General features: G+C 47.5%; 16 protein-coding genes. 15 read left to right on the forward strand and 1 reads right to left on the reverse strand.

Features of this window, described 5'->3' with window-relative positions:
• Positions 1-4 precede the first annotated feature (4 nt).
• The 10 genes from FAY32_RS10705 to FAY32_RS10750 all read left to right on the forward strand — a co-directional run bounded on the left by FAY32_RS10705 (position 5) and on the right by FAY32_RS10750 (position 19,769).
• Positions 5-445: an LPXTG cell wall anchor domain-containing protein gene (locus FAY32_RS10705; RefSeq protein ID WP_143463427.1), complete on the forward strand. Its 441-nt coding sequence runs from the start codon at positions 5-7 to the stop codon at positions 443-445.
• On the forward strand, positions 438-1,130 hold the full coding sequence (locus FAY32_RS10710) for a WxL domain-containing protein (protein ID WP_143463428.1): 693 nt from the start codon (positions 438-440) through the stop codon (positions 1,128-1,130). Before FAY32_RS10705 ends, FAY32_RS10710 begins: the two co-directional genes overlap by 8 nt.
• A 47-nt stretch (positions 1,131-1,177) precedes the next feature.
• Positions 1,178-1,873 (forward strand): WxL domain-containing protein, encoded by a 696-nt coding sequence (locus FAY32_RS10715; RefSeq protein WP_143463429.1) that lies wholly within the window; start codon positions 1,178-1,180, stop codon positions 1,871-1,873.
• Between the two features lie 86 nt (positions 1,874-1,959).
• On the forward strand, positions 1,960-3,021 hold the full coding sequence (locus FAY32_RS10720) for a DUF916 and DUF3324 domain-containing protein (RefSeq protein ID WP_143463430.1): 1,062 nt from the start codon (positions 1,960-1,962) through the stop codon (positions 3,019-3,021).
• Between the two features lie 603 nt (positions 3,022-3,624).
• Positions 3,625-5,862 carry an L-type lectin family protein gene (locus FAY32_RS10725; RefSeq protein ID WP_143463431.1) on the forward strand — a complete coding sequence of 746 codons (2,238 nt, stop codon included), beginning with the start codon at positions 3,625-3,627 and terminating at the stop codon, positions 5,860-5,862.
• Between the two features lie 600 nt (positions 5,863-6,462).
• Positions 6,463-8,712, forward strand: a complete 2,250-nt coding sequence (locus FAY32_RS10730; protein WP_143463432.1) for a hypothetical protein — start codon at positions 6,463-6,465, stop codon at positions 8,710-8,712.
• A 510-nt stretch (positions 8,713-9,222) separates the two neighbouring features.
• Positions 9,223-11,526, forward strand: a complete 2,304-nt coding sequence (locus FAY32_RS10735; RefSeq protein WP_143463433.1) for an L-type lectin family protein — start codon at positions 9,223-9,225, stop codon at positions 11,524-11,526.
• 554 nt (positions 11,527-12,080) lie between these two features.
• Positions 12,081-14,354, forward strand: coding sequence for a lectin-like domain-containing protein (locus FAY32_RS10740; protein WP_143463434.1), 2,274 nt, complete (start codon positions 12,081-12,083; stop codon positions 14,352-14,354).
• A 541-nt stretch (positions 14,355-14,895) separates the two neighbouring features.
• Entirely contained in the window at positions 14,896-17,067 is a 2,172-nt protein-coding gene (locus tag FAY32_RS10745; protein ID WP_143463435.1) for a lectin-like domain-containing protein, read from the forward strand.
• Positions 17,068-17,519: 452 nt separating this feature from the next.
• On the forward strand, positions 17,520-19,769 hold the full coding sequence (locus FAY32_RS10750; protein ID WP_143463436.1) for an L-type lectin family protein: 2,250 nt from the start codon (positions 17,520-17,522) through the stop codon (positions 19,767-19,769).
• A gap of 114 nt (positions 19,770-19,883) precedes the next feature.
• Here the strand turns inward: FAY32_RS10750 and FAY32_RS10755 are convergent, their stop codons facing one another.
• Entirely contained in the window at positions 19,884-20,348 is a 465-nt protein-coding gene (locus tag FAY32_RS10755; RefSeq protein ID WP_143463437.1) for a low molecular weight protein-tyrosine-phosphatase, read from the reverse strand.
• A gap of 103 nt (positions 20,349-20,451) precedes the next feature.
• On the opposite strand from FAY32_RS10755, the gene FAY32_RS10760 reads away from it, so the two are divergent.
• From FAY32_RS10760 to FAY32_RS10780, 5 genes are all read left to right on the forward strand, one after another.
• The gene (locus tag FAY32_RS10760) at positions 20,452-21,030 is read left to right on the forward strand and encodes a LemA family protein (RefSeq protein ID WP_143463438.1); all 579 of its coding nucleotides are present in this window, start codon (positions 20,452-20,454) and stop codon (positions 21,028-21,030) included.
• 8 nt (positions 21,031-21,038) lie between these two features.
• Positions 21,039-21,932: a zinc metalloprotease HtpX gene (gene htpX, locus FAY32_RS10765; RefSeq protein ID WP_143463439.1), complete on the forward strand. Its 894-nt coding sequence runs from the start codon at positions 21,039-21,041 to the stop codon at positions 21,930-21,932.
• A 72-nt stretch (positions 21,933-22,004) separates the two neighbouring features.
• Positions 22,005-22,790: a hypothetical protein gene (locus tag FAY32_RS10770; RefSeq protein WP_143463440.1), complete on the forward strand. Its 786-nt coding sequence runs from the start codon at positions 22,005-22,007 to the stop codon at positions 22,788-22,790.
• A gap of 296 nt (positions 22,791-23,086) precedes the next feature.
• A complete protein-coding gene (locus tag FAY32_RS10775) occupies positions 23,087-24,472 on the forward strand; it encodes a UDP-N-acetylmuramoyl-tripeptide--D-alanyl-D-alanine ligase (RefSeq protein WP_143463441.1) in 1,386 nt (461 codons plus the stop codon).
• Positions 24,473-24,665: 193 nt separating this feature from the next.
• Entirely contained in the window at positions 24,666-26,255 is a 1,590-nt protein-coding gene (locus FAY32_RS10780) for a DEAD/DEAH box helicase (RefSeq protein ID WP_143463442.1), read from the forward strand.
• Positions 26,256-26,335: the final 80 nt, after the last annotated feature.

Here is a 26,335-nt window from a genome sequence, read left to right on the forward strand (position 1 = left end):
AGCGATGCGATTTAGAAAAATAGGATTGCTGATACTGAGCCTGTTACTCGTCAGTTGGGGAATTCCAATGACTGTTCGGGCTGATGTCCAGCAATCAACTTACTCGGTAGTGTTAACACCGCCGAAGTCATCATCCGATTCCGGAACATTGGAATCTGGTAATGACGGGGACCTCGTCAATGAGGGGTCTAACAGCGGTACGACAACGCCAACGAACGTGAGCAATTCAGGTTCAGGAGCTACCGTAAGTCAGAGCGCTGACAAAGGAACGCCGGCTTCATCAAACCACGGTTTGACCGGACGCTTACCTCAAACTTCTGAGGAACGCGCAGGTCTAGGGGCCATGGCGGGTATCATTCTAATGTTGTTAGTTTGGATAGGGATTTTAATTAGTAGACGCAAAGACAAGGACAATCAAGTTGAGGGAGATAAATATCATGACTAAAAAAACTTTACAATTACTTGCTACTGCTGCACTTGTTGCTGGATTTGGATTCACTACTGTAACGGCTAACGCTGCTGACACTGCTGACACCACAGCAACTGGTTCTAAGACAACTACTGCCAATGTTAATTTGACACAAAAGAAGGTTGACCCAACTGACCCAAGCAATCCTGACACAGCTGGTAACATCAAGTTAACGAAGGCACCATCGTTTGACTTTGGGACTCAGGAATTGGATGGGACTACTTCTAACTTTACTAAGACGGCTACGCCTACAAGTACGGTTCAAGTTGTTAACCCTGGTGCTCCTTCTGGTTGGAATGTACAAGTTAAGTCCACTGGGCTGAAAACTACTGATGGAACTGACCTAAAGGGTTCTGACATTGTCTTGACTAATGGTGATGTTACGACCAGTAACAAAGATGCTGCTGGTAACGCTGATAATTCTGGTGCACCAACTTTCAACAGTGATTCTGTTAAAATTGACTTAAGCAATGGTGCTTACCAACCAGTTGCCACTGCTGCCGCTAATGAAGGTGTTGGTACTTGGGACATGGCATTCTCTAACGCAGCACTGAACATCGCTGGTTCTAACGTAGCCGGTGAATACACTGGTAACTTAGTATGGGCTTTGACTAATGCACCTACTGGTATGGCTACTGATCCTGCTCCTGTTACGAAGTAAGGTATTTGCAATTTAGTTCAGTAGGTTTAAGCTAGGGGGGCTGCGTAGTGACTAGATACTTGTTACTAATAGTTGCTTCGTTAGCTCTGGGAACCGGAATTGTCAGTACGACTCAGGATAATGTAATGGCAGCGACTTCGGAGGGAACCGTTACTTCGAAGTCTTCCGTTACGCTAAAAGCTGGGAATACGACTAATCCGGTTGCTCCTGTTGATCCGGACGGTTCTGGTGATAAATTTCCGGACGGTGGAGGTACCGGTTCAACCGGCAAGTTGACGCTCGACTATGTTTCGGATTTTAAGTTTCAACAACAAGGCATTACCAATGGTCAAATCCTTACGACAGCTACGAATTCCAATGCATTCGTTCAGATAAGTGATCGACGAGCATCTGGAGCTGGTTGGCAGTTACAATTGGACCCGAGTCAACTGGTGGGTCAGAAGGATTCTTCCACAATTTCTTCGGGAGCGTCAATTCAACTTGGAGCGGCGGAGTTCATTGCTTCGGGGCAAAACGTCAGTGCTACCCCGCAAGTTGTTGCAACACCAACACAGCTTATTCCGATTGGAAGTTACTCAAAGGTAGCTCAGGCTAATAAGATGGCTGGTGTTGGGACTTGGATTATGAAATTAAATTACAATGCGAGTGAACCAACCAACTTATTAGTTGCTGGTTCGACCGTGACACAAAAACAGACGTATCAGGGCGTCCTATCATGGTTGCTTTTGGATACGCCACAATAAAGAAACTACAGGGGTAGCGGTGGCGACAGTCACCGCTATTTTTGTTATAATATGAGTATCATGTTAGAAGTCGGAGGCTGGAAATCATGAAGCGTTATTTGCGATTATTAATGATGCTTGGGGTCATCTTTACGTTTGGTGGATTAGCGCAAAGTACGGCCCATGCTGAGGGGGTTGGGTACTCAGTTGCGGCATCGTTACCAAAGAATCAGGACGATAAAAGTGTGACGTACTTTGCTTTAAGAGTGAAGCCCAATCAGCAACAGAAGCTAAAAGTAGTCATTACGAATTCAAGTAAGAAAAAGGCCAATTTTGAATATGGTGTTAATCAAGCCATTACGAACAATAATGGGGTTATTGATTACAGTAATGCTAATCCCAAATTGGATAACTCGTTAAAAGTTGGAATTAAAGACGTTATCGTGGATAAGAAGGTCCAAAAGATTACTATCCCGGCTAAAACGTCCAAAGTTGTTTCACTCACTTACAAGATGCCAGCCCAAAAAATCAATGGGATGATTCTTGGCGGTTTTTATGTTCGGAAAATGAACGTAAGTAACGGGCAATCTAGCAAGGGTGTTAACATTAGAAACCAATTTGCTTACGTCATTGGGGTTCGTTTGCGTGAGAGTAGCGCTTACGTTGGTCCTAACATGAAGTTGAATGACGTTAAGGCTGGCCAGATTAATTCGTATAATCAAGTCCAAGCTAATTTACAAAACCCAGAGCCTGGTATCATGTCAGATCTGAAGGTTAAGGCTAAAGTTACGAAGCAGGGAGAGTCTAAGACCGTGTTGAGTAATGAGAAAGATAATATGGCGATGGCGCCTAACAGTAATTTCAATTATTCAATTCCTTGGGGTGACACGAAGCTTCAAGCTGGGGATTACACGTTAACGCTGGATGCTTCCGCTAAGGGTGGTTACACTTGGCATTTCGTCAAGAACTTCACCATTACGCAAGCTCAGATCAATTCCTTAAAGAATAAGATCAACACGCCACAACAAAAGAACTACTTCTGGTGGTTCGTGGCTGGTGGAATTTTGATTCTGCTGTTGATTGCAATCATTGTTTACTTGTTGTTGAAGCGTCGCCGCGATGATGACGATGACTATTATGACGATGACGATGATAACGGTAACAATTAAAAATAAATACAAATAAGATTGTGCTCTGCTGGTTGGCTAACCTGCAGGGCACTTTTTGTTTACGTCATCTAAAAGGTGAAAGCTAAAATTCAGGTTCCATCTCAGTGTGGGGAAGCATGTACACTGTTAAACTAGGCTAACCTGGGTTCGTCAGGGATTCCGACTGTTGTGGGGACACTTCAGACTGGCAGAACACCAGTCTTTTCACGCGCTTTGAAGCCATGAAGAGCATGGGCCGTCAAAGCCGCTCGTGGTCTGGTAAGTTACGTAATGATGAAAGGGAACGGTAGGCGACCAGTGAATCAGGTTAAAATAGTAAAGATTGATAACTAGTTGGTTTTTATAATAAACTATTTCAAAAAATAAGATAAACAGCTGTGATTATTGTACATAATATCGTATAATAGGTTCAAATAAAGAATGTTTATCTAATGATAGACGAAAACGATGAGAGGCTAGTTGCCTGACTGTTGGTTACATATTTCTGCTTATGTAACCATAAATTTGATTGCTGAATGGTGGCCCCTTGTGGCAATGGTTGTGGCAATCAACGACTGAGCCGATGCAAATTTAAAATAGCCTTACGTTTAATGGAGGGACTGAATGTCGATGAGAGTAAAGCAAATTTTGACTAGTGTGGTACTTGCGATTACCGTCGGCGTCATAGGAACTGGGAAAATTATGGCCCACGCAGATGATGACTATAATCATGCGATTGCCACGATGCCGCATGGGTTACCAATTAAGGGTTACTTTGACATTCCGAGCTTTGCAAACAGTGTCGTGCCCAACTCCGCAATGACGGCAGATAGTCCAACTGACAATACGCAGGCCGTCCAAATCACCAACGCTGCTAATCAAGTTGGTTCAATCTGGGCTGACCGATCAAAGTACTATTTTGATTTCACTAAAAATCAACAGGCGACAATGTGGATGTACTTCGGCAATAAAGGGAGCACCGCCGCGGGTGACGGGATGGCTTTTGTCATCCAAAACGACAGTCGGGGTGAACAAGCCATTGCAACCAACGGGACGTCGAGTGCACCATCTGTGGGCCAAACGTTGGGGACTTGGGGATACGCGACAACTAAGGCTGGTGAGTCCGAGAAGGATGTTGCGAGTCACGCGATTCAAAATAGTTGGGCATTAGAGTTTGATACGTTTACCAACAACCAGATTCCAACTTCGGCGACTAATGTTCCTAGTAGTTTTGACTTCCAAGTCAGTTCCATGGGGTCGCAGCCACATATTTCAGCGAACTACCCGGCACAAGCCTCGACGTATTTGACCATGTCGATGGATAAATTTTCGTATACGCGAATGGACCATGGCTTGGATTCCGCGCTGTATGGGGGCCCGTTGATCAAGACGCCGCTCTCCGATGGTCACTGGCACCACGTGACGATTGATTATAAGGCGCCCACCGACGGTTCAACCACTGGTCAGATGACGTACACGATCAATGACCGTCAGCCTGCCGATGGGGCGGCCCAGACGATGAGGTCGACCACGACGAAGTTTGATTACAGCAAATTAAAAGATCCCGACACCACCGGAACTCATGCCGCCAATACGGCAATGTGGGGCTTCACTGGCTCAACGGGGACGAATTGGGAAAATAATCTAGTGGTCTTTGAACAGATGCCGGGACTGGTCAATGCGAGTGCAACGGCTAAAGTCTATGATCGTAGTGAACTGGATGGGTCGGGGCAACCGATTGAAGTGCCCGCAGGCCAAAATGTGTACGGTGGTGACCTCTTGCGTTTGGACTACAACTTAAGCTATGATACGGGCCGTGTGGATTGGGATGACATTAATGCGGCGGTGCGGATTCCCAATAACGTTACGGTGACCTCTGGCAAGATTGCCTATGCCAATGGGAAGACAGAGACGGTCGACATGAATAATCTCAGTGGGCAAAACCTAACGTTTAAGCTCGGTCAGTTACTGAACAAATCGAATCAGACGGCAAAGATCTCGTTATACGGGAAGGCGGATAATCCCGCAACAACAACGACTGTGGATACGCAGGCTAGCACTTTCTCTGGGCCCAATGCAATTGTGACGGCGAATACGCCCGTCTTTAAAATTGTCCATTCAGCAGTCGATTTTGGGTTGAAGGTGACTAGCGCAACGGACGTAACGCTGGGTTCAACCACGGCGACGCCAACAATAACCGGGACGGTGACGCTAAAGGGCTCGGGGAAGACTAGTACCGGGTTTACACTGCATCCGAATTTAAATGGGACTGACCTGAAGACCACCACTTTTGCGGCCAGCAAGAATAGTGATGGCAGTTATACAGGAACCTTCAGTTATCAGTTGCCGAGTGATGCGGGACTCACGAGTGGTAAGAATACGTTGACTTTAACTGCGACCGACGACGCTACTGGCTATACGTCGACTGATGGTACGGTTAATTTGAGTGTCGGTAAATTAGATTGGGGCGTCGTGAACACGGGAAGTAGCTTTAAAGACACTGAACTGACCGGAACGGGCCAGATAATCGGCAGAAATTCTGACTGGCGGGTCGAAGTCAATAATCAGACGGGCACCAACTGGAAGATGACGGCTGCGCTAACGAAGCCATTTACTGACACGGATAAGCCCGGTGATTTAGCGGGCAAGCTGATCTATAAGTCTAGTGCTAATGCGGATCCCATTACCATGTCTGCGGCTGCGGTCGAGATTGCTGATCAAACCAGTAATCCTGGGAGCGGCACACTGGATGTTAGCCAAGACTGGGGAGCGAATAGTGGCATGCTACTAAGTGTTAGCGGCGCGGCTACCGCAGGAACCTATCAGGGCCAGATTACGTGGACTTTAGAAAATGCGGAATAAGACTTAGCTTGAATATTGGTGATGATACCGAGACACGTGGGGGCCTGGACATTTCTGTCTGGGGCCTTTTTTAGTTAACAAAGTCAGTTTAAAAACCGCCAATGAAGACAAAAATCGAAGAGGGGGTGTGAATCAAAATAAAAGATGATTAGAAGGTTAAAAGAGACGACCACAAAGTTAACTTTTGGGGTTGAAACAGCCTGCTCATTACTTAGTAAGTTTGCCTAACTTGCCAACGGTTCTCCACATAAAGTGTTCATTCAATTAATTGTATGGATTAGATGTGAATGTCTTTAATTATTCGTCTTTATACCGTATAATAGGATTAGGCGGATGGCCTAGAACTAGGGACTAGCGTCTGATTACGATTACGGGATTGCCGACCTATCAATCCCACAAAAAACATTAACTGTAACACTTAAATTTACAACTAAGCGCGTTAAATGAGATTTACCCTATTGTGAAAATGCAGGCAATGTGCGGACGAATCGCGTTATTGATTCGTTGTGGTTTTTAATTTGGCCCTTAACACAGTAACCATATTGTCTGTTTTTATCTGGGGCGATTATGGAGAATAAAGGTAAAGGGGGAGAATCGCCCATGAAACGCAGAAGTTTATTTTTAATATTAGCCAGTGCGATTGCCATTTTTAGCGTTGGGCGACCGCTAGTTAGTCATGCCGATGCAACGGCAGATGATCTTGCAAATGCAAAGGCTACGATGCCATTGGGATTGCCCATTGATGGGTACTTTATTGTTCCAGATTATAAGAGTATGACAATGTCTAATTCGTCGACGATTACGGGAGCTAATTCGAGTGGGACACAGGCTGTTCAACTAACCGGGTCAACGGGGCAACTAGGAACGATTTGGGCAGATAAGAGCAATTACTATTTTGATTTAAAAGCCAAGCAAAAAGCCTCAATGTGGATGTACTTTGGGAATGGTCCTGTGGGAAGCATGGGAGACGGGATGGCCTTTGTCATTCAAAACCAGGGTTATGGGGCAACAGCGGTCGATAAAAATGGTAGCCCAGTTGGTCAGGAAACCTTAGGTGTTTGGGGATTGCCAGACAATTTTACAGCTAGCAGCCCAGCTAGTATTGGGAAGCAAGCCATTCAAAAGAGTTGGGCTTTGGAATTTGACACGTTCCCTAATGGTAGCACAAGTCTGAATTCGCAGGATATTCTGAACCTTTCGACTTTCGATACGGGAGCTAAGGTTGGGGGGTCTGGAAATGATACTGCCGTTAACGGAACGCAACACGTTGCGTCCGCATATCCTGCCGATCAGAAACAAGGTGGGACTTACTATATGAAGCCATCTCCAGATAGTGTTACCTATTACAGTGCGAAGATGAATCACCAAGGTGTTATTTCTGGAGCAGGCAATTGGTTAACTAATGGAACCTGGCACCATTTGACACTTGAATATACACCACCGGTTAGTGGAAGCACTATCGGCCAAGTTAAATATACGATCAATGATAAAGACCCATCAACTGGTGCACAGAATCAAACGGCGGCGCAGACAAGCAGCTATGAGCTTGATACCTCTAAGGTTGATGATGGTACGGGGCACGCTTATTGGGGATTCACTGGTTCAACGGGGGCCTATAGTGAAAATAACCTGGTTGTTTTCGAGCAAATTCCGGGATTGGTCGATGCCGATGCCAGTGCTAGCATCTACAAACTAGAAGGTGATGGTGCTGGCACGCAATTGAATCCGGTAACACCTATTATGGGGGGAACTCGGTTACGTTTGGATTACAACTTAACCTATAATGAGGGGCGTAATGCTTGGCAGCCAACGGCTCAAATCAATACGCCAACCGGTTTTTCAGCGACGTCAGCAACGGTAACGTATAAGGATGGCACAACACAAAAAGTTGATATGACCTCACAATCAGGGCAGAAGGTAAACTTTAAGCTCGATAAAGCATTGGATTCAAGTAATTCAACGGCTACTGTGAGTGTTTACGGTCGGCAAGCGAATCCCACGAGCACGCAAACAACTATTCAACCGACAACGAGTAAGTTTGTGGATAAGAATGGGATTGCCACGGCCGACACGACTGCCTATCAGGTCTATCAGGCCCAGACAACCTTTAAGATTGGCTGGTATAATGGCAACTATGATCTAGTTGAACCTGATCCGGGTAAGGATGTTACCGTTCAAGGAAAGTTCTTGCTGAAAGGGTCACCGATTACCAGTAGCAGCTTTTTCTTGGATGGTTCGATCAATGGTAAGACGATTAAGGAGACCGCGATTGATAGTAGTGATGTCTCTGGGGATGCAACTAATGGCTATAGCGGAACATTTTCGTATACCGTCCCTGCTTCAGAACTTCAGCGTGGGAAAAATTTACTTTCGCTCTACGTCAGAAGTGGCGATGAGTACTCTACGGATGATTTGATTTCAACCATCGATGTCAAAGGTCCCTTGCAGTTCGGTGACGTTGACGAAAATGTGTCCTACACGGCTGAGCTGACGGGGTCGCACATGCTAGTGCCACGCGATGGAAGTTGGATGATTGGGGTTAATGATCAACGTGGTTCAGGTTCTAGTTGGGCGTTAACCGCGCGAATGGTAAAGCCACTACAGGCTAGCAACGTGCCAGCCACAACCATGAATCTGGTTTACAAGGCAACGGCTGACGCAACACCAGTTGTTTTAGGGTCAGGCGCAGATATTGTGGCGCACCACATAACGACGAGTGATGATGACACCTATAACGCGACTAGTCAGTGGAACTCTGATACGGGGCTGCTCCTGGACGTCACTAGTGGGACGGTTGCCGGGACCTACACGGGTGAAATCGAGTGGGGGTTGCAGAACGCACCGTCTTGATAAGTTAGTTTAAGAGGCTCTTTGTCAACGGGTGTTGATGAAGAGATTTTGAGAGGTTCAATTCACTTGTGAATTGGGCCTCTTTTTTAGACCACTGATTTGGAAAAATGCTCCAATTTATAATGGTTACACCATTGACATAGTGGGCGAAACACGGAAGCACAATGAATACGTAGACTAATTTATTAATCGAGCGATTACCTAAGCTAATGCTGCTATAAATGCTGACGTATAGGCAATGTTGGCGGACAAATTAGCAGTTACTAATTATAGATGGATTAATTTAAGCCCTTTAACTTTCTAGTTTTGATGGTATACTATATTTAGTGGTAATCCATTAAATGAAATCAAAAGATAGACAGTGTTAGGACTATCTTTAATGGATCATAATTATGATGGTAAAAAATCAGTTATAGAATTAACGGTTATTTGAAAAAAGTTACCGATAGACTAGGGCGTACTTTGGTTTAGATTTGCCTGGTGAGGGCCGGGCGGAGGGAGTCGGTTTCAATGAAGTTGAAGCATAAAATGATAGCGATTGCGGGCATCATGGTTGCCAGCTTAGGCTGGGGATTATGGCAGGGTCAACTGATTGGGGAAGCCGTGACAACTGATCCCCAAAGCGTCTTGAATTCAGCACCGCAGGGACTTAAAGTCGCGGGAAATGATTACTTTAATGTTCCGAAAACTATCGGTTCTGGTAATAATAATGCGGCGAAAGTCATGTCAGGTAGTCAGGGTGATGGTGTCATGATTTCTCAAGACGGCCAGCAAAATACAGGTGGTGCTATCTGGTCGAATGAAAAGTCATTTGATATGTACAAAGACCAGCGGGCATCCATGTGGGTCTACATGGGCAGCAATGGCACAGCCGGCGATGGCATGGCCTTTGTTTTACAAAACAGTAGCAACACTGCCTTTTCTGGAACTGGTGAATCACTAGGTGTTTGGGGCGTTGATCCGCGTAAAGCTGGCAGTACCACGACGGATTTACAAAATACAGCGATTCCGAATAGTTGGGCCCTTGAATTCGACACGAATGTGGACCAGACGTTGCCAGCCTCAAACTGGGTCGTCAACCAAACGGATCCCAATTCGTTTGATATTGGTCAGTATCAGGATGGCCATTTTAATGGGATTGGGTATAGTCCCTCCAGTGGTAACGATGATGTTACCGAAACGATTAAGGGGGAACACATTGCGTCGAATTATCCAGCGCAGAGTAATTCTTACTATGCATATCAGCAAAGTGGTAGATTTTATACTGGGAGTAGTGCACTTCTTGGAATTCCCAATTATAATTATGGCAACTATAATTACTTCGGTTTGGCCCACCGGGGACTGATTCGGGATAGCTTTGGTGATCCCTTTATCTCAGTTGGTGCTTGGCGCCACATTACGGTTAATTATAAAGCACCTGCTAGTGGGAGTAATACTGGGACAATGACTTATTCATTTAATGATAAGGACGCTAAAACTGGGGCCCCCAAGCCGAAAAATAACGATACCTATGCTAAGGAAAGTATTGATCTGAGTAAGCTGGGAGTTACGACTGATAGCCCTAATGTTTACTGGGGCTTCACAGGAACTACCGGGACGAATACGGAAACCAGTATGGTCGTTTTCGAACAGGTTCCCGGACAAGTCAATGCAAACTCTACGGCTTCTTTGACGAATGAAACGACGGGCTCCGAGATTAACGCCAATGGCTCAGTAAAAGGAAATGACCAAATCAAGGCCACGTACACGTTGAACTATGAAAGTGGCGAAACGGATTGGAAAAACATCAAAGGGACGTTGAACTTGCCGGCAAATGTAAATTGGACAACAGGCAAGATTACCTATGCAGATAAAACGACAACGGCCCTTGATCCGAGTGCCATCAGTGGCAATAAACTGGCCGTTGATGTGAAAAATTTGAACAGCACGAATGCGCAAGCCGTCATTACCCTGGAAGGTCGGGCCAAGAATACGACAGCCAACTCGGCGGCAGCAGTCAGCACCTTTGTTGGTGATAATGCCATCACGAGTGCGCAGACGAACGCGTTTAGTATCAGTCCGTCACCGTTTACGGTCAGTGTCAGCCCGAAGACGATTGCGGCCAACGCCAATACGGCGACGACAGTTAAGGGCAGTCTTTCTTCAACTGATAGTACTGTCACGGGGAGCAATTCGACCTTAACGGCCACTTTGACGGATGCGACAGGAACGACAACGAAGCTACCGGCAAGTGCTATTCACTTGTCAACGACGGTCAATGCAGCTGGTGGGTATGACTTCACTATCGATGTGCCCAAGGTTCCGGCTGGCAAGTCCACGGTAGCAGTCAACGCCACGACGACGGCCTCAGGTTCCTATAGCGCAGGTGATACGGCGACCTTATCTGGTGGCACGATTGTTTTTGGTGACACCAGTGGCGCGATAACCTTCAAGACCACGACCTTGACCGGAAATGGAACGCAAACAGTGCCACGAGACGAAACTAGCGGGGCGTGGAGCCTCAACGTCGACAGCTCGCTGATTTCTGGGAGCGATTGGAAGGTGACCGCCAAGACAGCCGGCATGTACAATACCGATGTGCCGGATAGTAAGCTGGATGGTAACTTGATCTATAAGACGGGGACGAGCACCACCACTTTGAATGCTGACGATGGCACCTTGATCTCCAGTAAGACATCTGACGGGACGGCTGCGCAGACGAACATTGCCAGTGGCTGGACGAGTAATTCCGGAATTTTGCTAAACGCTAATGGCGGTGCCGTGAAGGGTAATTATAGCGGCACCATTGATTGGACTTTGGCGGTCGCACCTTAACGTGATAAATGTAGTTGAAAGTAGTCATCACCGTGCCTCAGTAACTTGGGGGGGACGGGGATGGCTATTTTTTTAGCTACTGACTGAATTAAAATCTCAATCTTTGCCGTATTAGATATTACACTTAAATATAAATTCGATAATTATAAAACGAATATTTTAGGCGAAAGGGTGCTGCATTTCGGGATGAACAAGTGGTCAGACTATGGAGTGAGAGATTACTTTCAATGACAATTTTGAATATAAGTGTTGTTATATCAGGGTGTTTGGATATAAACAGATTATTAGCAAATTAGGCGGGGCATCGCTTCAGCCGTTTATTTATATAGTTTCGATGGTATACTATGTATGACGGCAATGACGAGAAATCTGTTATAAATATAGTTAATCTTATTTATGACATTGTTATTGATGACGACCATCCCAATTATTGAAATAATTGTGGTGGTGAAACTGGGTAAATGTGTTATCACGAAGATATAGCAATATTAGTAAAGTGTAGGCGGTCATCGCTTGGATCCTCGAGCATGAACTGAATTGAGGGGGCAGAATTAATGCATTTGGGGAAGCGAGCAGCAGTGGTCATTGGGGTTATTCTAGCGGGTTGGGGATGGGAGATGGAAGTACCAACACTAGTCGGACGAGCCGCCACGACTGATCCACAACTGATTATGAACAGTGCACCGCGGGGGTTACGGATAAACAACAAGGACAATAACTACTTCAAGCGAGCAGCGAAAATTGGACCGGCTGATCACCAAATCAGCAATGTTGCGCGGGCATTAACGGGACCTCAGGGGGATGGGGTAATGCTTTCTCAAGATGGTGTCCCCAATACAGGGGGAGCAATTTGGTCCAGTAATAAATCCTTTAATATGTATCAGGATCAGCGAGCATCGATGTGGGTCTATTTAGCAAGCAATAACCCAACTCCGGGGGACGGCATTGCCTTTGCTTTTCAAAACAGTAGTAACACGGCGTTTTCTGGGACCGGGGAATCACTGGGCGTTTGGGGCGTTGATTCGGGAGAAGTGGGGAATACTACCACTGCATTGCGGGACTCGGCAATTCCTAAAAGCTGGGCATTAGAGTTCGATACCCACGTTGATCAGGTCGTTCCAACTGCTTGGTCAACGTGGGCACCGTGGACTGATACGGTGGCTAGTAGTTTTGATGTGGGCCAATACGATGCTAACGAAGATAACATTTTTAACGGCATGGGGTACGGTTCGACGACGGATAACGATAGTGTGAAAGAAACCATCAAGGGCCAACATTTAGCGTCAAATTATCCGGCCCAAACGGATTCGTATTATGCCTATAGTCCCAAGGGCTTCTTTCAGAGTTCAGAGTCTTCACCCAATTTTTATGGCTTGGCACACCGCGGTCTGATTAGAAATATTCAGGGAACCAATATTTTGACCGATGGACGTTGGCATCATCTGACCCTGGACTACAAAGCACCAGTCACAGATGATAATACGGGAATCGTTACATATTCGTTTGATGATAAGAATCCCATTACCGGTGCCCCTCAGGGAAGCAATAACTATGCCAAGGAAAGAATAAATCTTTCCTATTTGGACATTTCTAAAAGCCAGCCGAATGTATACTGGGGATTGACGGGAGCCACTGGCGAACATAGTGAGACGAGTATGGTGGTCTTTGAGCAGGTTCCGGGGCAAGCCAAGGTTAATGCTGAGGTGGGCTTAACGGATGAGACCACGGGGACGGCGATCACAGCAAATTCGCAGGTCAAAGGACATGACCAGATTAAGGCTGCCTATAAGCTAGACTATCAAAGTGGCGATATGGACTGGACAGACATTAAGAGTACATTGAAGTTGCCGGCCAACGTTACTTGGAAGACGGGCCAGATTACCTATCCCCACGCAACGTTAGCCAAAGAGACGCTCGATGTTGGGGCAATCAGCGATAAGCAATTGGCAGTAGCGGTCAAGACACTGAATCGTGATAACGATCAAGCTGTGATTACGCTTGAAGGTACAGCTGAAAATCGGTCGGCCAGTTCGGCAGCGACCGTAACGTCATTTGTGGGAGAAAATGCGATTGCTAGTGTGACGACCGAACCATTCGAGGTGACCGCCACGCCATTTACCGTTAATTTTGAGTCTAAAAAGGTAACGGCAACGAGTAAAGCAATCCTCAAAGGGCGAGTGAACACCACAGATCGACTCGTGACGACTGCCAATACGACCTTGCGGGCAACCTTATCGTTAGCAGACGGGACTAAAAAATTTTTAGATGATCAGATTCATTGGGTGTCAACGGCGAACACCATTGGCGGGCGCGACTTTACGCTTAACATTCCCCAAGTGCCGATGGGCAACTCCCAGGTGCAGGTTACGGCCCAATCGAAAGTTGCTACGGACTATCAGGCCAGTGATACGGCGATGCTGAGTTCTGGTGGCGTCAACTTCGGCGATACGAGTGGCGATATGGTCTTTGAAGAAACAGCCTTGGCGGGTAACGGCTCGCAGATTATACATCGCAATGAGTCTAAGGGGGCTTGGCGCCTTGATGTGGCTGCCGGCGGTCAGTGGAAGGTGACCGCTAAGACCGCAGGCTTGTACAATGCAGCTCATCGCAAGTTGGCAGGTGCTCTGATTTTTAAGACGCAGGGATCGGCTCCGACGCCGCTGAGTGATGACGATGGGGTGGACACTTTGATTTCAACGGGTCAAGGCGGTGCGAATATCGCTAAAGATTGGCAAAGAGATACCGGAATTCTCCTAAGGATCAACAGTTGGGCAACTAGTGGAATCTATAGTGGCACGATTAACTGGACTTTAGAGGTGACACCTTAGTTGCACATATCAAGCTGATTCCGGCCAAGAAAGCTTAGAGCAGACCCCCTAAACGACTTTTTCAGAATCTCAAAAATTCTGAAAGGGTCGTTTTTATATTTATAGATGGTCCATTCTTTTTCTAGTGGACATGTATTTTCGGGGAGGCAATTGTAGCTAGCGATGTTGATTTCCGGGTGGAACGGCCCCGTTGTTATTAATTTTCTATTATTTCATCTGAAAATTATTTTTAATTGAATTAATGTCTATCCATAATTATTTTTATTTTTAGGGGAGAAACGATTGACGTTATGAGCATAAACATAATATAATTAAACTTGTTTACAGGTATCTTATTTCAGGGGAGTTTTTAATTGTTTTGAACAAGAACAATCACTGGTATAAAAGAAACTGTAGCGGTTTGGTAGACGATATTCGGTCAATCCAACGTTTTAACTTATCGGGACAGTATCTACTAAGTGGATAATTAGAATAGTGTCTGTATGTGAGCTGTCATTTTCGGATGACGGCCATTTAACGCTTATTCGGGGAGAGGTTGCAGATGAAGTGGAAGAAGTTATTGCTCGGAGTAGCAATGGTTGTTGCTGGTGTTGGTTTGAGTCGTCAGACACCCGCGTACGGGGAGTCATGGCTGGTGCAACAGGCAATCAGTTCTGCACCGCAAGGGTTAGCGCTCCCCAATTATTTTGATACGAACTTTACAGCGGGTAACGCGGCCAGCTTGATTAATTCGACGAACCCCAAGACACCAGATACACAGCTCGTACAGTTGACCAATAAGACCGATCAGGTTAGCTGGATTTGGGCAAATGACGCAACTAAAATTAAATTGAGTCAAAATGCGACGGCATCCATGTGGATGTTTTTTGATGGTTTATCCTCAAGTTCTGGCGATGGGATGGCCTTTGTGATGCAAAATGATGGTCGTGGTACGGAGGCCCGTGCCACATCTTTAAATGGAGCAAACGTTGGTGGGGAGACGTTGGGAGTTTGGGGATTTAACCAGGATTACACCTCACCACTGAGTGATTCACTTGTGGCGACAGCGATTAAAAATAGTTGGGCGTTAGAATTTGACACCTATGCCAATAGAAAGACAGATAAGGCTACGGTAGCCTCGCCGGCAGTGATGAACGCGTTTGATGCTGACCAAAATATTTACGGGCACATTGCATCGAACTATCCAGCACAAGCGGCGACTTATCAGATACGTAATGCAGGAACCACAAGCAGTCCGGCTTACTATGCCGTTCTGGATCACAAGGGATTAATTGCCTCTTCAAATAATAATTTAATGACCAATGGAAAGTGGCATCACCTGACGCTGAAATGGAACGCTGAAAAGAAAACGATGACGTATATTTACGACGATAAGAATCCATCCACCGGGAAACCCCAGTCGGGACAGAGTCAGACCGTTGCGGTCGACCCTAACATTATTGATCCGGATCATACAGGATTTGTCCGCTGGGGGTTCACATCGTCAACTGGGACGGCTAGTGAAACCAATATGGTGATTTTTGAAAAGCTCCCTGGGCTGGTGAACAGTGAGTCAACGGCGACGCTTACTGATACGACACTGGAGCAGGCAGTTACTGATGGGACGACCGTTTATGCCGGGGACCATCTGAAGTTAGACTACGACCTGACCTATAGTGGGGGATCGCAAAATTGGCAGAATATTGTTGCCAAACTAAAATTGCCAGCGAATGTGAGTTTTGGTGGTGACGATGCCGGTCATATTGGTACCGTGACTTACGCTAATGGGGACACGCAGCCAATTCCAGTGAGCGCTCTGAGCGGTCAAGAGTTGTCATTTACGTTGAAAGATGACCTGTCTACTGATAATCCAACGGCTAAGATTACGTTGAATGGTCGGGCAAGTCATAGTGGCAGTGCAGGAACGACAGTGGTGGCCAGCACCACCAGCAATTTTGTCGGGAGTAATGCCATTACAACGGCCAATGTCGATGGGTTCAACGTGGTGTCCGTCAATTCAAGTATGACGTTAGCCTTAACCGGAGATAGTGCCAGTGCGACCGCGAAACCAGTTCAGACGGCGGCAGACGCGACCGTATCTGGCAAGGTCACCATTCTGGGGGGAACGGCCAGCGATGTGACCCTGCACCCAACCATCAACGGGAAGGCAGCGGCTAGCGTTAAAATAACGGCAGGACAGGCAACGAGTGGGTTTACGTACCCAGTGGCGCTCACAGATCTACAGCCAGGTGAGAATGTCATCACCCTTTACGCCACGGACTCCTTACACGATGTTTCCAATGAAGTGGTGACTAAACTGGATTATCAGGCGGGCAAGCTCGACTTTGGAACCATCGGCGAAAATGTGAATTACACGGCTGCCTTAACCGGTAATGAACAGCAGGTCGCCCCCACAACACCTTGGAAGGTCAACGTCAATGACACTCGGGGGAAGGGAAGTTCGTGGAAATTAATGGCAACGGCCACGCCGTTAGTTGATGGTGACAAAGAATTATCGGGTTCGTTAGTTTATAAAACAAATGAAGCCATGCAACCGCTGGGGGCAACGGGGACGCTGATCACCAGTCATACCAATAACGATGGTGCCACAACGCCAATTGACGTGGCCAGTGATTGGAATGAGAACGCCGGGATTTTTCTCGAAGTTAACGGTGGTGCGACAGCTGGAACTTATAGTAGTGATGTGACTTGGACGTTAATTGATGGCGAATAAGAGTCTGGGCCATCGCTCAAAAAAAAGCATTTTCAGAAGGTACGCACCTTCTGAAAATGCTTTTTTTGCTATTATCGTGTCGAAACGTGCGCCACCAGGCAGTTTGTTGCGCTTAACCCGAGGACAGAAATTACGCCAAGATCAGGCATAATCCCGGTTCTCACGGTAATGCGCGCAAACTAACCGCCTGATGGCCCACTCCCTTTTTGTGCATCCAAGGTGAGTTGACGCCACTTACAATTTTTAAATTTATATTTTCCTGCAAAAGGTGGGAACAATATATTGAAGGGAAATAGTTGTGGGACTCACGTTATAAAGCATTTAATAATCACAGTCTAGTTAATGTGCTATACTAAATTTTAGATAGTACGGGGTGTTATTATTGTACGTAGCGTAATATAACGAATGTAATAAAAGGCTACCGACTAGCCCCGACCAGAAAGGAGTTATTGATGCTTAGGTATCTGGTTTACGGATTGATGAGTGCCGTTATGGGGTGGTCGCTGGTTTCGACGGATCTTCCTGCATGGGCATCGACTATCGAGATGAAGGAAGATTTTGCGGCAGCGGTGAAAGACGCGCCGCAAGGAATTCATGTGAAGACCTACTTTCAGTCGAGCGATTCCTATTTAGGAAGTCCGGGGGTCGACGAACATCAAGGGACGAACGACACTGATGTGGTGCGCGTCACAAATGATGTTTATCAAGCGAGCGCGATTTGGTCGAAGGCTAATGCCGAGGTGGATCACAGGTTTGATCTGAATCATGACCAAAAGTTGTCGATGTGGTTGTATTTTGGCAATCAATTTAGTCGGGCTGGGGATGGAATGGCCTTTGTTCTGCAAAACGATGCGCATGGTGCTAAGGCAATCACACAGCTGCCGAGCATGGAGCCACATCAAATCCAAACCGAGACGCTGGGCGTGTGGGGGGTCGACGATGACCAGCATCAGGCCAACGGAGCCAGCTTACAAAGCCACGTTGCAGCAACGGCAATTCAAAACAGTTGGGCGCTGGAGTTCGATACGCGATTGAATCAAGCCAGTGTGACCAGCGACTCAGAAACCGGTAACTCATTTGATTTGGGCACACCTGATGCCTCTTTACTGGGGCCCCACATTGCGGCTAACTATCCGGGAGATCCCAGTACTTATTACCCGCATGCGGTGACGCAATCATGGTTTTTACCAACGCTATTCTCAGCATCAATACAGCATGACGGGGTGCTGCCTAGTAACGAGGGGGCGGTGCTCATGCCGACGCACCGTCCCGACTACGGATTCTTGTCGAACGGTCATTGGCACCATTTGACGTTAACTTATGAGACAGCATCGGCGGAGGCGCCGACGGGACAAATGACGTACCGATTTGATGATCAGGAACCAGATGCAACCGGTAGCGGTCGTTCGGCTGTTCAGAACACGACCACCATTGTGAAAAGCAAACTTGCACCGGGCAAAGATGGGTTAGTCAGGTGGGGATTTACCGGCGCAACGGGGCAGCTGGCTGAGAATAACTTAGTGGTGATGGAACAAGTTCCGGATCTAGTGACCAGCACGGCAACGGCGACCATGACCAGTGAGGGCCATCCGGTTACAGAGGGGGACGAGGTGACACCGGGAACACCGCTTCAATTGAATTATCAGTTGCACTATTTGAGGGGCAACGTTGATTGGCACCATATCGCGGCCCAGATTAAGTTGCCCACGGGAATAGATTTTAGCGCTGTAACCATTACGAACGCGGATGGTAGTCAAGATCGGGTGTCTGCACCAGCCTTCGACACCGGCAAAGTCAGTCATCAGCTTGGACAAGCCTTGTCCAAGCAAAATCCGCGGGTCACGCTCTCATTCACGGGTAAGGTCCAGAACAAAAGCGGTGCCGTTACCGCGACGACCAGTACATTTGCGGGGGATGAAGCGATCGCTACAGCGGCGACACCGGATTTTAGCGTTGCGGTACCACGTTTATCATTAAAATTGTTAACGCCAACGGGAGCGCTAGTCGATAATCAACAGGAGATTCGCTTAAAAGGCCAAGTGGACGTCCAACATGGTCAGTACCGAAACTCAGATTTAAAGTTAGTCAGCCAGTTGAATGACGGCCCCCAAGTGGCCCACTTTCTCAGTGACGCCGATGCTGAAAAGACGTTTCAATACGTTTTACCGCCGAATACGTTACGTCCGGGGGAAAATGAGCTAAAGTTAACGGTAGTTGCTAAAGATGGTCTGCAGTCCTTACCATTAATAGTAACGCTAGTACCGATAGAGATTGGAGATTCTGAAAATGAGGGAGCCCAGTTTGTGGGGCCAGCTGGTCCATTAAACTTTGTGGGCCAGTTAACCGGACAAGCGCAAAATCTGATGGCTGAATCTGGATTTTCACTGAAAATAGCGGATAGTCGGCCCAACGGTAGCTGGCAATTACAGGCGCAAGTAGCACCCCTGATGGAAAAGCAGACGGGGCGAAAGTTAGCGGGCGAGCTCATCTATCAGGCGGGACAGGATAGTCAAATATTGACAGCGGCGCCAAAGATTGTTTTGACGCATACTAACAAAGGCAACGCATCCGTGACCGTCTTTGGCCAACCTACTGGTGATTCGCAGCAGGGCTTTCGCCTTCACATCTCTGGGGCCGCCGTGGCAGGCGTCTATACCGGGGAGGTCCGATGGTCGTTGCTAAACACACCCGACACTAAGTGATCCCCATTTTAAAGTGACGAGCAGTGAAAAAGCTACCGTCATGTGCGCAGTTCTCCTGCACACATGACGGTAGTTGTAAAATTGCGGTTAAAATAAGGATTGGCTCCCAGCTGATCAATCAGCGTTCAGTTCGTCCAACCAAGCAGGCAAAGCCGTTGCGAGTTCCTGGTAGGTTAGCGCAAACTTGTGGGTGTACCAGGGGTCATCGATGGCCTCGCCCGTTCGTCCGGGTAAGATGTCTAAGCAGAGCTTGACCTTGGCACGGTCGGCCGCAGTGGGGGCTAGACGTTGTAAATTCAGCACATTGCTGTGGTCCATCGTAATGATGGTGTCGGCCCAGGCAAAGTCTGCGGCCGTAATGGGACGTGACCGGTGCTGACTGGCATCTAAACCGTGTGCACGAAGGACCTTGAGCGCACCGGGATGGGGATGGTTGCCTTCTTCTTCGGGACTGGTGGCAACGGAAGCCGTGGTGAATTTGTCGGTGAGCTGTCGTTTTTCGATCAGGTCGTTAAAGATCGCTTCGGCCATAGGGGAGCGGCAAATATTACCAAGACAAACAAAGAGAATGTGTTGCATGGGGTAACCTCCTAATTAATGGTTAAGTCGGGCGTTGTTACTGGAGTCTGACGAAACCTTTTGCTATGATGAGTTTACCAGAAAAAATAGGAGGAGAGTGTCTATGATTGCAATTATTTTAATCGTGATTGTGGCCCTACTGGTCGTTTGGTACATTAGTTCTTATAACGGCTTGATTCGGACCAGAACACACGTCCAAGAAGCATGGAGCCAAATCGATGTTCAACTGAAACGACGAAATGATTTAATTCCAAACCTGGTTTCAACGACTAAGGGGTATGCCAACTATGAGCAGTCAACCTTAAAAAAGGTGGTTGAACTACGGAACCAATTGACGGCTGTTCCAGCTGATGATCATCAGCAAACCATGGAAGTTTCTAATCAACTATCCACAACGTTGCGTTCCCTGTTTGCGTTGTCTGAAAATTATCCAGATTTAAAGGCCAACACGCAGTTTACGCAATTAATGGAAGAGTTGACCAACACAGAAAATAAAATTGCTTATTCCCGGCAGCTGTACAACAGTTCTGTGGCTAACCTGACAATGAAGATTCAGTCGTTCCCAAGTAACATCGTTGCTAAGATTCATCATTTCCAAGAGAGCGACTACCTGAAGGTTCCTGAAGAGGAAAAGGTGGCGCCTAAGGTTAACTTTGACGATTTTAATCAAGATAATAAGTAGGCGATAACATGTTATATGACCAAATTGCCATGAATAAACGGCGGACCGGCTACGTGATGTTCGGCTTCGGCGTCCTGGTCTTGGCCATCGGTGCGGCACTGGGCTATCTCTTCTGGAATAGTTGGGTGTCCGGGACCGTCATTGCAGCTGTGGTGGCTGTGGTGTACATGTTGATCATGATCAGTCAGTCAACGAATGTCGTGATGAGCATGAATCATGCGCGAGAAATCACCGATGTCCAGCAGGCACCGCAACTATGGCATTTAATTGAAGATATGGCACTGGTTGCCCAAGTCCCGATGCCCCGCGTCTTTATTATTGAGGATGCCAGTCCCAATGCTTTTGCAACGGGAAACGACCCCCAGCATGCGGCGGTGGCAGTGACCACCGGAATTTTGGACCGGTTGACCCGTGAAGAGCTTGAAGGGGTGATCGGCCATGAAATGTCGCACGTTAGGAACTATGACATTCGCTTACAGACGATTGCGTTGGCCCTCTCTGCGGCAATCGGGTTGCTAGTCAACTTTGCTAGCAACTGGTTCTGGTGGGGTGGTGGTCGACGCCGCGATGACGATCGGGACTCTGGTGGCAACGTGATTGGGTTAGTGATTTCAATTTTCCTGATCATTCTGGCACCGTTAGCGGCAAGTATTGCCCAGATGGCACTTTCGCGAAATCGGGAGTACTTGGCGGATGCTTCCAGCGTGGAATTGACGCGTAATCCGCAAGGCCTGATCAATGCGTTGAAGAAGATTGACGATAGCGACCCCATGACGGCCGCTGATCCGAGCAGTTCGGCGTTATACATCAGTGATCCCTTTAAGAAGCGTCAGAAATTTGCCGACCTATTTGCGACTCATCCGCCAATTGCTGACCGGATTGCGCGGCTCGAAAAAATGTAAAAAAATAGTAAGTGACTTACCGACGTTTCGTAGTACAATTAACTTTGAGACTAGGGGAAAGAGTGTAAGAGCATGCGCGGAAATTTTGTCTATTTAAGTTTAGAGCCCGTGACGAACATGATTTATTCGTTGGGCATTTCACCCGCTGATTTTTTGAATGGTATTCCGGCAATACCTAATCAGCTTCTTTTATTGAATGATGAGTCCGGCAGCGATGTGGAAATTAACCCGCACACGCGGCTCCAGACAATCACGGGCCAGGCACAGATTCGTCGGTATCTGTTAGGCAAACACGAACATGCTGTCAAGTGGCTAGATTACGCTCATGGTGATGATCTCGACTTTTTATTGCCGGGTGAAATTGCGGAGCTTTTGTATTTGGCACACATGGAAACGCACATTCGGACACCATTTTATGCCAAGCTGCAAAATGAGTATGCTTATTTAACGCTTCGCGATGGGTTTTACAAAACGTATTATCGTCACCTAAATGACTTTGACCACGTGCTTGAAGTGAGCATCAAGCGGCACTTACGCGCGATGCATAACAACCGGTGGGTCTTTGCCCGGCCTTTGGCCATTAGCGATGTTCCCAATGAGATCCTCCTGCAGTTAACGCAGGGACTTCTCGATGGGATGATTATTGCGTTTGATCAGTTAGTTGAACGACATCGAATCTACGTAATTCCTGTACGGGCCATCACGCATCCTGAACGACAGGCGACGTGGTACACGCAAGAAGAGGTTTACGCCGATTCGCGTGAAGTTGCGAGTCTCCGATACGATTTGACGACCCGTGAGTGGGCTTTGGGAATTCACGATAATCAAGTCTTTAGTGATGTCGCAGATTTAATCTAAAAAACTTAGCTGTGGTGTTCCTACGAAATTGCGTAGTGGCGACCATGGCTTTTTTAGTGGGGCGGTACTGGCTTAGGACCGCTGATTTAATCAAGTTGGTCGCATTAAATTGGCGGGGCCGTTGAGTGGGATTGCCTAGTTTTTCCGGTGGATTTAAGAATGACACCGACAATCCATGGTATAATAAAAATCAGAATTTATTTGGCAGTCATCATTCGGTCGACTAATCGCGTGATGAGCCAACTTGAAACCGGACGTTACCATGAGGGGATGCCCGAAAATTAGGAGCAGAAAACATGAAAATGCAGCTTGCTGAAATTGCTCATGCAGTGGGAGCAATCAATGATTTTGAACAATGGAGCGATGTCAGCGTGACTAGCGTTGCGTTTGACAGTCGGCACCTCCAGCCGGGGGGGCTCTTTATTCCGTTGACTGGCGAACAAGATGGTCACCAGTTTATTCAATCGGCGATCGACCACGGCGCCGCGGCCACATTGTGGGCTCGCGATTTAGCAACGGCACCGGCAGATTTTCCGGTAATTCAGGTCGCTGATTCATTAAAGGCATTGCAGGCCTTGGCGCAGTACTATTTAACTAAAATTAATCCACGGGTCGTTGCCATTACGGGGAGCAATGGGAAGACGACCACCAAAGATATGATTGCTGCCGTTTTGGCAACGCAATTTAACGTGACGAAGACGCACGCCAACTTCAATAATGAAATTGGCGTGCCCATGACCGTTCTGTCCATGGAACCGAACACCGAAATGTTGGTCGTTGAAATGGGGATGGATCGACCAGGGCAGTTGAACTTTTTGAGTCAGTTGGTGCGGCCGGACCTTGCCGTGGTGACCATGATTGGGGAAGCCCACATTGAATTCTTTGGCACCCGGGATAAGATTGCGGATGCTAAGTTTGAAATTACGCATGGCCTGAGCGACGATGGCATCTTCGTTTACAATGGAGATGAACCGTTGCTGCGTGAACGGGCGACGGCACTGAATCAGCAACGGCTTACGTTTGGTCAGCACGATGACAATGATTTGTTCGCGACCAACGTTGCCGGCACGGCGACTGCGACCAGCTTTAGCACCAACGAATGGCCGGAGATCACCTTCACGATTCCTATGATTGGGACCTACAACGTCAATAACGCCTTGGCAGCGTTGACGGTGGCCAATGCCTATCGCATCCGGCCTGAGAGTGCCAAACGGGCCTTGGCAACCGTACCGTTGACCGAGAACCGGGCGGAGTGGGTCAAGAGTAATACGGGTGCGGCTATTTTGAGCGACGTCTATAACTCCAACCCAACCGCCGTCAAGGAAGTCCTGGCAGCATTCTCCAAGACCCCCGTAACCGGAAAGCGGTACGTGGTGCTAGGGGACATGCTGGAACTAGGTGATCAAGCCGATGCCATGCATGCCGGTCTAGCCAGTGCTATTGATCCGACCAAAATCAGTCACGTCTATCTGGTTGGGCCCCACATGGTCGCTCTGCAAGACGCTTTGGCTAAGCAAGCCCCAGACTTACCGGTGTCGCATTTTGCCGCGGATGACCTGGTAACGCTTACGGCAGATTTACAGGGTCAACTTTCTGCAGATGACCAAATTTTATTAAAGGGGTCCCACGGGATTCATTTAGAGCAAGTTTTAGCGGCGTTACAGGATTCTTCTGAAAATTAAAATGAAAACGAGGCAACTTCCACGAGTCGTGGGAGTTGCTTATTTTGTTTTCACGTTGTATGATGGCTTAGTTGTATTTTAAGAACGAAATTTACCCCGCCCTAGCCAATCGTAAGTCGTGTCAAGGAAAACGGATTTTTTCCGAGTCTCACGAGGCACTAGGGCGACGTACTCATTTAGGAGGAAATTATTTTTGAAGTTTAAAGAACTGGGTCTTTCCGATGACCTACTGAAAGCAGTTACGACAGCAGGTTACGAGGAAGCGACCCCAATTCAAGCCGAGACAATCCCCATGGTTTTGGCTGGTCAAGATGTCATTGGACAAGCCCAAACCGGGACTGGGAAGACTGCGGCCTTCGCCTTACCTATCTTGGAAAAGATTGATAAGAGTAACGAAAATGTTCAGGCGTTGGTGGTTTCTCCAACGCGGGAACTCGCTATTCAAACCCAAGAAGAAATTTATAAATTAGGCCGGAACGAACGGGCTAACGTCCAAGTCGTTTACGGTGGGGCTGATATTCGTCGTCAAATCAAATCCTTAAAGAACCACCCGCAAGTGGTTGTTGGGACCCCGGGTCGTTTATTGGATCATATTCGTCGTCACACGTTGAAGCTCGACCACGTTCAAATGTTAGTTTTGGATGAAGCCGACGAAATGTTAAACATGGGTTTCTTGGATGATATTGAAGACATCATCAAGCAATTGCCAGAAGAACGTCAAACGATGCTCTTCTCCGCAACGATGCCACCCGAAATTAAGCGGGTCGGTGTTCAATTCATGAAGGATCCTAAGCACGTGAAGATCAAGGCTAAGGAATTAACGACCGACTTGATCGATCAATTCTACGTCCGTTCTCGTGACTTTGAAAAGTTTGATGTGATGACGCGTTTCTTCGACGTTCAATCCCCAGACTTGACCATTGTCTTTACACGGACGAAGCGCCGGGTCGACGAAATTTCCAGTGGGTTACAAGCCCGTGGTTATAACGCTGCCGGTATTCATGGTGATTTGACGCAAAAGCGTCGGACTCAAATCATGAACGAATTCCGCCATGGTCAATTGGATATCCTGGTCGCAACCGATGTGGCTGCCCGTGGGATTGACATTAACGACGTGACCCACGTTTACAACTACGATATTCCACAAGATCCAGATAGTTACGTTCACCGTGTCGGCCGTACTGGTCGTGCCGGGAAGCATGGTGTTTCCATGACTTTTGTAACACCTAACGAAATGGATTACTTGCGTGAAATCGAAAAGCTGACGAAGGTGCGGATGCTGCCTTTGAAGCCACCTTCGGATGAAGAAGCTTTAGTGAGCCAATTAGGCGCAGCTAAGGAAAAGGTTACCGAATTGGTTAACAAGACGGATACCGAAAAGTTTGCGAAGACGGCTGAAGGCCTGCTGAGTGAATTTGATGCCGAAGATTTAGTTGCCGCTCTTTTGAACGACTTAACTAAGGATGACAGCAACCAAGTTCCCGTTAAGATCACACCAGAACGCCCACTGCCTAAACGCGGTGCTAAGCGTCATGGCGGTGGCGGCTACCATCATGGTGGTGGCAACCGACGTGGTGGCAATGGCGGCGGTTACCGTGGTCATCGGAGCAACGATTCACGTGGCGGCAGTCGTGGTGGCTCACGCTCTCACGATTCACGCAATCATGATTCGCATGACTCACGTAGTCATGGCGATAACCGGAATCGTCGTAGCAACGGCGGCAACGGTGGTCGGCGTAACGAAGGTGGCAGCCGCGGCTTCACCATTCGGAAGAAAGACTAGTTTTAACTAAAATTGATTAGAAGGGTCCTCACTCATGGCATTGGGTGAGGGCTTTTTGTATATAGAGAGTGGAGCGAGGC

Origin of the sequence: Levilactobacillus enshiensis (assembly GCF_007115095.1) — a bacterium.
Taxonomy (GTDB): domain Bacteria; phylum Bacillota; class Bacilli; order Lactobacillales; family Lactobacillaceae; genus Levilactobacillus; species Levilactobacillus enshiensis.

Coding starts and splice junctions, on each gene's coding strand:
- FAY32_RS10735 (WP_143463433.1), top strand. CDS start 9,223: ATGAAGTTGAAGCATAAAATGATAGCGATTGCGGGCATCATGGTTGCC.
- FAY32_RS10730 (WP_143463432.1), top strand. CDS start 6,463: ATGAAACGCAGAAGTTTATTTTTAATATTAGCCAGTGCGATTGCCATT.
- FAY32_RS10775 (WP_143463441.1), top strand. CDS start 23,087: ATGAAAATGCAGCTTGCTGAAATTGCTCATGCAGTGGGAGCAATCAAT.
- FAY32_RS10750 (WP_143463436.1), top strand. CDS start 17,520: ATGCTTAGGTATCTGGTTTACGGATTGATGAGTGCCGTTATGGGGTGG.
- FAY32_RS10725 (WP_143463431.1), top strand. CDS start 3,625: ATGTCGATGAGAGTAAAGCAAATTTTGACTAGTGTGGTACTTGCGATT.
- FAY32_RS10745 (WP_143463435.1), top strand. CDS start 14,896: ATGAAGTGGAAGAAGTTATTGCTCGGAGTAGCAATGGTTGTTGCTGGT.
- FAY32_RS10740 (WP_143463434.1), top strand. CDS start 12,081: ATGCATTTGGGGAAGCGAGCAGCAGTGGTCATTGGGGTTATTCTAGCG.
- FAY32_RS10760 (WP_143463438.1), top strand. CDS start 20,452: ATGATTGCAATTATTTTAATCGTGATTGTGGCCCTACTGGTCGTTTGG.
- FAY32_RS10720 (WP_143463430.1), top strand. CDS start 1,960: ATGAAGCGTTATTTGCGATTATTAATGATGCTTGGGGTCATCTTTACG.
- htpX (WP_143463439.1), top strand. CDS start 21,039: ATGTTATATGACCAAATTGCCATGAATAAACGGCGGACCGGCTACGTG.
- FAY32_RS10755 (WP_143463437.1), bottom strand. CDS start 20,348: ATGCAACACATTCTCTTTGTTTGTCTTGGTAATATTTGCCGCTCCCCT.
- FAY32_RS10710 (WP_143463428.1), top strand. CDS start 438: ATGACTAAAAAAACTTTACAATTACTTGCTACTGCTGCACTTGTTGCT.
- FAY32_RS10770 (WP_143463440.1), top strand. CDS start 22,005: ATGCGCGGAAATTTTGTCTATTTAAGTTTAGAGCCCGTGACGAACATG.
- FAY32_RS10705 (WP_143463427.1), top strand. CDS start 5: ATGCGATTTAGAAAAATAGGATTGCTGATACTGAGCCTGTTACTCGTC.